Annotated in this window: 8 protein-coding genes; 2 read left to right on the top strand and 6 right to left on the bottom strand. The window is 72.0% G+C overall.

The features are described from left to right. The 5 genes from ACWCO3_RS28460 to ACWCO3_RS28480 form a co-directional block, all read right to left on the bottom strand. A partial coding sequence (locus tag ACWCO3_RS28460) for a CBS domain-containing protein (RefSeq protein WP_450012961.1) occupies positions 1–346 on the bottom strand: 346 nt, incomplete at its 3' end. A 131-nt stretch (positions 347–477) separates the two neighbouring features. After that, the gene (locus tag ACWCO3_RS28465) at positions 478–951 is read right to left on the bottom strand and encodes a PPOX class F420-dependent oxidoreductase (protein ID WP_145779287.1); all 474 of its coding nucleotides are present in this window, start codon (positions 949–951) and stop codon (positions 478–480) included. 82 nt (positions 952–1,033) lie between these two features. Next, positions 1,034–2,059 carry an aspartate-semialdehyde dehydrogenase gene (locus tag ACWCO3_RS28470; protein ID WP_145779286.1) on the bottom strand — a complete coding sequence of 342 codons (1,026 nt, stop codon included), beginning with the start codon at positions 2,057–2,059 and terminating at the stop codon, positions 1,034–1,036. Between the two features lie 169 nt (positions 2,060–2,228). Beyond that, positions 2,229–3,566 carry a M16 family metallopeptidase gene (locus ACWCO3_RS28475; protein WP_145779285.1) on the bottom strand — a complete coding sequence of 446 codons (1,338 nt, stop codon included), beginning with the start codon at positions 3,564–3,566 and terminating at the stop codon, positions 2,229–2,231. Beyond that, on the bottom strand, positions 3,563–4,852 hold the full coding sequence (locus tag ACWCO3_RS28480; RefSeq protein ID WP_354890095.1) for a M16 family metallopeptidase: 1,290 nt from the start codon (positions 4,850–4,852) through the stop codon (positions 3,563–3,565). Before ACWCO3_RS28480 ends, ACWCO3_RS28475 begins: the two co-directional genes overlap by 4 nt. A gap of 101 nt (positions 4,853–4,953) precedes the next feature. Here ACWCO3_RS28480 and ACWCO3_RS28485 point away from each other — a divergent pair, with 101 nt between their 5' ends. Continuing rightward, positions 4,954–5,688: a phosphodiesterase gene (locus ACWCO3_RS28485; protein WP_145779283.1), complete on the top strand. Its 735-nt coding sequence runs from the start codon at positions 4,954–4,956 to the stop codon at positions 5,686–5,688. On the opposite strand, the gene ACWCO3_RS28490 is transcribed toward ACWCO3_RS28485, so the two are convergent. Next, complete coding sequence (locus ACWCO3_RS28490; protein WP_145779282.1) at positions 5,655–5,873, bottom strand: hypothetical protein; 219 nt, start codon at positions 5,871–5,873, stop codon at positions 5,655–5,657. The genes ACWCO3_RS28485 and ACWCO3_RS28490 overlap by 34 nt on opposite strands. Positions 5,874–6,157: 284 nt before the next feature. On the opposite strand from ACWCO3_RS28490, the gene ACWCO3_RS28495 reads away from it, so the two are divergent. Then, positions 6,158–7,243 carry a 3-deoxy-7-phosphoheptulonate synthase gene (locus ACWCO3_RS28495; RefSeq protein ID WP_088987955.1) on the top strand — a complete coding sequence of 362 codons (1,086 nt, stop codon included), beginning with the start codon at positions 6,158–6,160 and terminating at the stop codon, positions 7,241–7,243. The last annotated feature ends 232 nt before the right edge of the window (positions 7,244–7,475 follow it).

The following is a 7,475-nucleotide window of genomic DNA, read 5'->3' on the forward strand; positions in this document are numbered from 1 at the left end:
CGGCCTGGGCCAGGCCGACCAGACGCCCGTCGTCGATGACCGGCAGCCGGCGTACGGCGTACGTACGCATCAGGTCCGCGGCGGCCACCGCGTCGTCGTACTGGCTCACCGTGATCACGTCACGGGTGGTGATCTGGTTCAGCCGGGTCGAGCCCGCGTCCATGTTCTCCGCGACACCCCGGACCGTGATGTCCCGGTCCGTGACGATGCCGACCACACTGTCTCCGTCGGTCACCACCACGTCACCGATCGCGCTGTCGCGCATCTCCTGCGCGGCCGCGGTGAGCGTGTCGTTGCCGTCCATCGTCACCAACCGGGTCGTCATGAACTCTCCGACCGTTGTCATGGTGCTCCCCTCTCGGTGTCGGCACGGCACGTCTACCCGCCGCCTGGGAGGGGGTAACGCGCACTGCTCGCCGGGCTGTCCGTGCGGGAGTCGCAGCTCGCAGAACTCGCTGCTGGCCGGGGCCGGGCGCGTCAGCCCCGGGGCGGCATCCCGTAGACGCGCTCCACGTGCAGACGCAGCACCAACCGCCCCTCGTCGACCATGGCCTGCCGGTATTCGGCCCAGTCGGGGTGTTCGCCGCGCAGTGCCCGGTAGAGACCCACCAGTTCCTCGACAGTGGCATCGCCGGGTTCGGTGGAGGGCGGGGTCAGCTCGGCGCGTCCCTCGACCACCGCGTACGCCCAGCCGTCCTCGCTGCTCACGTGGAAGCTGGCCCGCGGGTCTCGGCGCAGGTTGGCGGTCTTGGCCCGCCCCTCGGTGACGGAGACCCGGATCAGCCCGGCGTCCCGGTCGAACGAGTAGACCACTGTGGACATCTGTGGCCGCCCGTCCCGCTTGATTGTCGCCAGCACGCCCATCGAGCGGCCGGCGATCAGGTCGGTCAACGCCTGCTGGGTGCGGTCGTCCGGCACGGTTTCCTCCAGGTGGACGTCGGCTCCGTCCATCCAAGCATGCCCGGTCGGCCGCCGCCCGGAACGCGACCGAGCCCCCGCCGGCGACCGGCGAGGGCTCGGGGTGACGCGACGGTCAGCGGCGCTCGGCGGCGACCAGCTCGGCGAGCTGCACCGCGTTCAGCGCGGCGCCCTTGCGCAGGTTGTCGTTGGAGCAGAACAGCGCCAGCCCGTACTCCACGGTCTCGTCGGCGCGAATCCGCCCGACGTAGGTCGGGTCCTGTCCGGCGGCCTGCAACGGCGTCGGAACGTCGGTCAGTGCCACGCCGGGCGCGTCGGCCAGCAGCTCGTGCGCGCGTTGCGGGGTGAGCGGCCGGGCGAACCGGGCGTTGATCTGCAGTGAGTGGCCGGTGAAGACCGGCACCCGGACGCAGGTCCCGGACACCTTCAGGTCGGGGATCTCCAGGATCTTGCGGCTCTCGTTGCGGAGCTTCTGCTCCTCGTCGGTCTCGAACGAGCCGTCGTCGACGATCGAACCGGCCAGCGGGAGGACGTTGAAGGCGATCGGCTCGGCGAACGACCGCGGCGCGGGGAACTCCACCGCCGACCCGTCGAACGCCAGCCCGGCGGCGTGCTCGGCGACCTTGCGGACCTGCTCGTCCAGCTCGGCGACGCCGGCCAGCCCGGCGCCGGACACCGCCTGGTAGGTGGAGACGACGAGGCCGACCAGGCCCGCCTCGGCGTGCAGCGGACGCAACACCGGCATCGCTGCCATCGTGGTGCAGTTCGGGTTGGCGATGATGCCCTTCGGGCGGTCGAGGGCCGCGTGCGGGTTGACCTCGGCGACCACGAGCGGCACCTGCGGGTCCATCCGGAACGCCGAAGAGTTGTCGATCACCACGGCGCCGGCCTCGGCGACCCGGGGAGCCAACTCCCGTGCCGTGCCCTTACCGGCCGAGAAGAGCACGATGTCCAGCCCGGAGTAGTCCGCTGTCGCGGCGTCCTCCACGGTCACCTCGCCGTCGCGCCACGGCAGCGTACGCCCGGCGGACCGCGCCGAGGCGAACAACCGCACCTGCTCCGCCGGGAACTCCCGCTCCGCCAGCACCTGCCGCATCACGCCACCGACCTGGCCGGTGGACCCCACAATGCCGATCCTCATGCCCGGAGGCTACCCAGCCCACCCCGGAAACCGGGAGCCCTTTCCCACCCCCCGGGTCCCGCATCACACCCCCTGAGTCGCCCTCCCCCGTTGATCATGAAGTTGTGACCGCGACACGCCGTGCCAGGTGACCACAACTTCATGATCGACGGAGGGGGGAACAGCGGGGTCAGGCGATCAGGTCGCCCAGGTTCGCTGCCGTCAGGTCGTCGCGGATGACCGCGGCGTCACCTTCGATGACCAGGGTCAACGCTTCCGGGTGCAGGTGGGTGGCCGCCGCTGCGGAGACCTGGTCGACGTCCGCCGCCAGCAGCGACTCCCGCAGTCGGGCGTGGTAGTCGTCCGGCAGGTCGTGCACGACGAGCGTGGTCAACGCGGAGGCGATCGCCCGAGGGCTCTGCAACTCGACCGAGAGCTGCCCCGCCCGCCAGGACCGGGCCACCTCCAACTCGTCCTCGGTGACCCCGGTGGCCTGGGTACGGGTAATCTCACCCACCGCCTCCACCAGGGCCGGCGCGGTCACGGCCGTCTGCACGCCCGAGCTGACGGCGAACCGCCCGAACCGCCGGGACGACGCGAACTCACCCCGGATGCCGTACGTGTAGCCGTGCACCTCGCGGAGCAGATGGTTGAGCCGGGACGTGAACGCCCCGCCGAGCACCGTGCCGGCGAGCGTCATCGGCACGTGGTCGGGGTGCGCCCGGTACGGCGACGGATGGCCGAGCCGCAGCGTGGACTGCACCGAACCGGGCCTGTCCACCAGGATGATCCGCCGGCCGGTGTGCAGCGGCACCTCGATCGGGCCGCCCCGCTCGGCCGGCCCGCCTCCCGTGCCGGCGAACGCCGCACCGGCCAGCGCGTCCAGGTCGATCCGGTCCAGGTCCCCGGCGACGACCAGGGTGCCGGGGCGCAGGAACCACTCGGAGTGGAAGACCGTGACGTCCTCCACGTCCAACCCGGCGACCGATTCCGGGTCGCCGTGCATGGGACGTCCCCAGCGGTTCTCCGCGCCGAACAGGTCGGCGCGCAACGCCGCGTCGGCGCGCGGACCCGGGTTGGCCCAGTCCATCCGCAACGCGGTCGCCTCGTCGTCGCGGACCCGACGCACGTCGGCGGGGTCCAGTCGGGGCGTCCGGACCGCCTCGGCGAGCAGCTCCACGGCCGCGCTGAGCCGGTCCACCGGGATCACCACGCTGGCCTGGAACGAGTCCCAGTCCAGTCCGGTCGTCAACGCGGTGCCGAGCCCTTCGACAGCGAGCGCGTACGCGGCGGCGTCCCGCTGCGCGGTCCCCTCTTCGAGGGCCTTGGCCAGCACGCCGGACAGGCCCTCCTTGCCGACCGGCTCCCGGCCCGCGCCCACGTCGAGCAGCAGCAGGGCCACGGCGAGATTCTGCCCGGGCAGGTGCGCGGCGACGACCTGACCACCGGCCACGGAGCGGCGGACCACCGCCGGAAACCGGTACGGGCGGGCGGCACCCGGGCCGGGACGGTCGGCGATCAACGTCATGAGGTCTCCTCGGGCAGGTAGGTCAGGATCACCCGGTCGGTGGCGAGCACCTCGGCGGCGGCCTCGGCGATCTGCTCGGCGGTCACCGCGAGCAGGCCCGGCAACTGGTCGGCGATGCGGGCCGGGTCACCGAACTGGGTGGCGTACCGGCCGAGCAGGTCCGCCCGGCCGTCCACGGTGGACAACTGACGCCACCACCCGGTGCTCAGCAGCGCCTTGGCCCGATCGAGTTCGGCGGCGGTGACCGGCACCGTGGCCAACTCGTCGACGACCTCGGCCAGCCCTTCGGCCAGCCGCTCGCCGCTCACCCCGGGGCGGGCGGTCGCGGTGGCGATCAGCGGTGCCGGGGCGTGCGCGAGGTCCACCCCGTACGCCCCGACCAGGTCCGGCTGGGCGAGCCGCTCACCGTCGGCGAGCCGCTGGTAGAGCCGGCTGCCCCGGCCGCTGCCGAGAACGGTGGCGAGCACGGTGATCACGTTGTATTCCGGGCTGCCGAACGGGTAGCTGCGGTGGGCGATGTACACCCGGGGCGCCGGCACGTCCGCGCTCACCGACTCGACGGCCGTCTGCCCGGTGGCCGGGACACTGCGGCCGTCCGGGGCCGGCGGGATGTCGTCGCGCGGGGGCAGCGCGCCGAAGTATTTGTCGGCCAACGCGAACACGTCCGAGGCGGTGGCGTCGCCGACCACGGTGAGCACCGCGTTGTTGGGCGCGTAGTAGGTCTGGTGGAACGCCTGGAAGGTGGCGAGGTCGGCGGCGTTCAGGTCGGCCATCGAGCCGATCGTCGCGTGATGGTAGGGGTGCCCCGGCGGGTAGAGCAGCGGCAGCAACCGCAGCCAGGCGTCCCCGTACGGAACGTTCTCGTAGCGTTGCCGGCGCTCGTTCTTGACCACGTCGCGCTGGTTGTCCAGCGTCTCCTGGGTGAGCGCCGGGACCAGGCCGCCCATCCGGTCAGCCTCCAACCAGAGCGCCAACTCCAGGTGCTCGGCCGGGACCGTCTCGAAGTAGTTGGTCCGGTCCGGATTGGTGGTGGCGTTGAGCGAACCGCCGGAGCCCTGGATCAACTTCATGTGCTCGGTCTTCGCCACGTTGACCGAGCCCTCGAACATCAGGTGCTCGAAGAGGTGGGCGAAGCCGGTCTGCCCGGCCGGCTCGTGCCGGGAGCCGACGTCGTACCAGAGGTTGACGGCCACGGCCGGCGCGGTGCGGTCCTCACTCACCACCACGCGCAGGCCGTTGTCCAGTCGGGACGTCTCGATGGGCCAGGGATAACCGCTGTCGGGCATGCCCCCGACGCTATCCGATCTCCCGGGCGGAAAGGTGACGTGCGGTCCGTCGGCGAGCCGACCCGCCGCATCAGGGAGGCCGCCCGGGGTATCGGAGGGCAATGACCGTCACCCCGCCCTCGTCCCGGCTCGCCACCGCCGTCGAACGCGCCAGCGCCGCGCTCAGCCGGCGCCGCGGCCGGTTGCTGCATCCGGCCGGTCGCTCCTTCACCGGCGAACTGATGATCTGGGGTACGCCCGGACCACCCACCGGGTCCGGTCTGCTGGACGACCCCGCCCGGTACCGGGCGACCGTCCGGCTCTCGAAGGGCACACCCACGCCCGGCAGTTGGCCGGACGTGCTCGGCCTCGCGGTACGCCTGCACCGCGACGACGGCCATCCGTTCGACCTGCTGGTCAGTTCCAGTGGCGCGGCCCCGCTGCTGCGCAATCTGCCGCTGCCCCGGCGCGACTTCACCGGGACGTACACCTCGATCATGTGTTACCGCGTGGGTCCCCGCCGGATCTGGCTGGCCGCGCTGGCCGACCCCGACTCGGTCGGCCTCGGACGCAGCCTGAGCGCGGCGGCCGCCGCGACCCGGACGGACACGCCGCGAATGGTGCTCGCTGTCGCGTCCGCCGTGGGGCCGTGGCGGCCGGTGGGGCAGATCAGTATCGACGCCCAACTCGACGCCGAGGAGGACGCCGCGCTCGCGTTCGACCCGGTGCGCAACCTGCCACCCGACCTGCGGGTGGCAGGCCCTTTGGCCTGGCTGCGGGAGCAGACCTATCGGGGGTCGCGCCGGGCTCGCGGGGCGGACGCTCAGTCCGGGGGTTCGACCGCGACCACCGTCTGATCCGAGGTACGACGTTCCAGCACCGTGTCCGGTGCCGCGTTCTGGTCCTCCTCGCGGATGTCCGACTCGGCGAGAATGGCCTCCGCCTGGGCCTCCGGGTCGTCGCTGCCCACGGCCTCCTCCTCGGGCAGGAGGTGGTGGGCTCGGGATTCCACCCGGTCCTGATCGCTCTGCTCGTCAGTCATGGCACCCCTGTTACCCCGCCGTGGACCGTGACACGCGATGTTCACTCCGCATCTTGGGACGACGCGGTGGGCTTCCGCATCGGGTCGGGTACGCTGGGCGACGTGACGCGTTCGTATCGATGGTTTAGGCAGCCGGCTCGCACGCCGGTGACTTCACCATGATCTGACGTCACCGCAGACCGAGCCGGCTGGGCAGGAGCTTTCGTTCCTGCCCTTTTGTGTACGAGCAGCCGGCTCGTCCCGGGCACCGGCCCCGGGCGCGGTCGGCGGAAGGATTCCCCACCGTGACGACCCCGGAGACCGATCGGGTCAGCGATCAGCGGATCGACCGCGTCGTGCCGCTGACCACGCCCGCCCTGTTGCATCACGAGTTACCCCTGGACGCATCGCTCGCCTCGGCCGTGCTGAACGGCCGCCGCGCTGTGGGTCGGGTGCTCGACCGCGAGGACGACCGCCTGCTGGTGGTGGTCGGCCCCTGCTCGGTGCACGACCCGGCCGCCGCCCTCGAATACGCCGAGCGTCTACGCGGCACCGCCGACCGGCTGGCCGACGACCTCCTGATCGTCATGCGGGTCTACTTCGAGAAGCCCCGCTCCACGGTCGGCTGGAAGGGCCTGATCAACGACCCGGGCCTGGACGGCAGCGGGGACGTCAACACCGGCCTGCGGCTGGCCCGGGCGCTGCTTCTCGACGTGCTGCGCCTCGGTCTACCGGTGGGTTGCGAGTTCCTCGACCCGATCACCCCGCAGTACATCGCGGACACGGTGGCCTGGGGCGCGATCGGTGCCCGCACCGTGGAGAGCCAGGTGCACCGGCAGCTCGCCTCCGGCCTGTCCATGCCGATCGGCATGAAGAACCGCCCCGACGGCAGCATCGGCACCGCCGTGGACGCGATCCGCGCCGCCGGCGTACCGCATGTCTTCCCCGGCATCGACTTCTCCGGCACCCCGGCGATCATGCACACCCGCGGCAACACGGACGGGCACCTGGTGCTGCGCGGCGGGGGCGGGCGGCCCAACTACGACGCGGAGTCCGTCGCCGGCGCTATCGACCTGCTCCGTGCGGCAGGGCTGCCGGAGCGCCTGGTGATCGACGCCAGTCACGCCAACAGCGGCAAGGACCACCGCAACCAGCCGCTCGTCGCCGCGGACGTGGCCGCCCAGATGGCCGCCGGGCAGCGTGGGATCACCGGCGTGATGTTGGAGTCGTTCCTGCTCCCCGGCCGGCAGGATCTCGACCCGACCCGGGAGCTGGAGTACGGCCGTTCGGTCACCGACGCCTGTCTCGGGTGGGACGACACCGCCGAGGTGCTCGATCACCTGGCCTCGGCCGTACGGGCGCGACGGGCCACCCTGCCGACGACGGTCTGACGGTGTGACGGCTGACACCAGAAGGCGCGGAACACGAGTGGGGGTCGGCTCGTTGACTGAGGTGTCGGTGTGCCCAGTGTCCCCGGGCCTCACCTAAATAGCCTTCGCGGAATACCGTCCGGCTGGAGCCGCGTAGCGCCACTCGCCGAGAGGCGACCTGCACACCGACACCAGCGCCGCCCCCGGCCCACAAGGCCGGGGGCGGCGCTGTCTTGTAAGCCCCACTCGCGAA

The sequence above is a fragment of the Micromonospora sp. NPDC002411 genome (assembly GCF_053592955.1).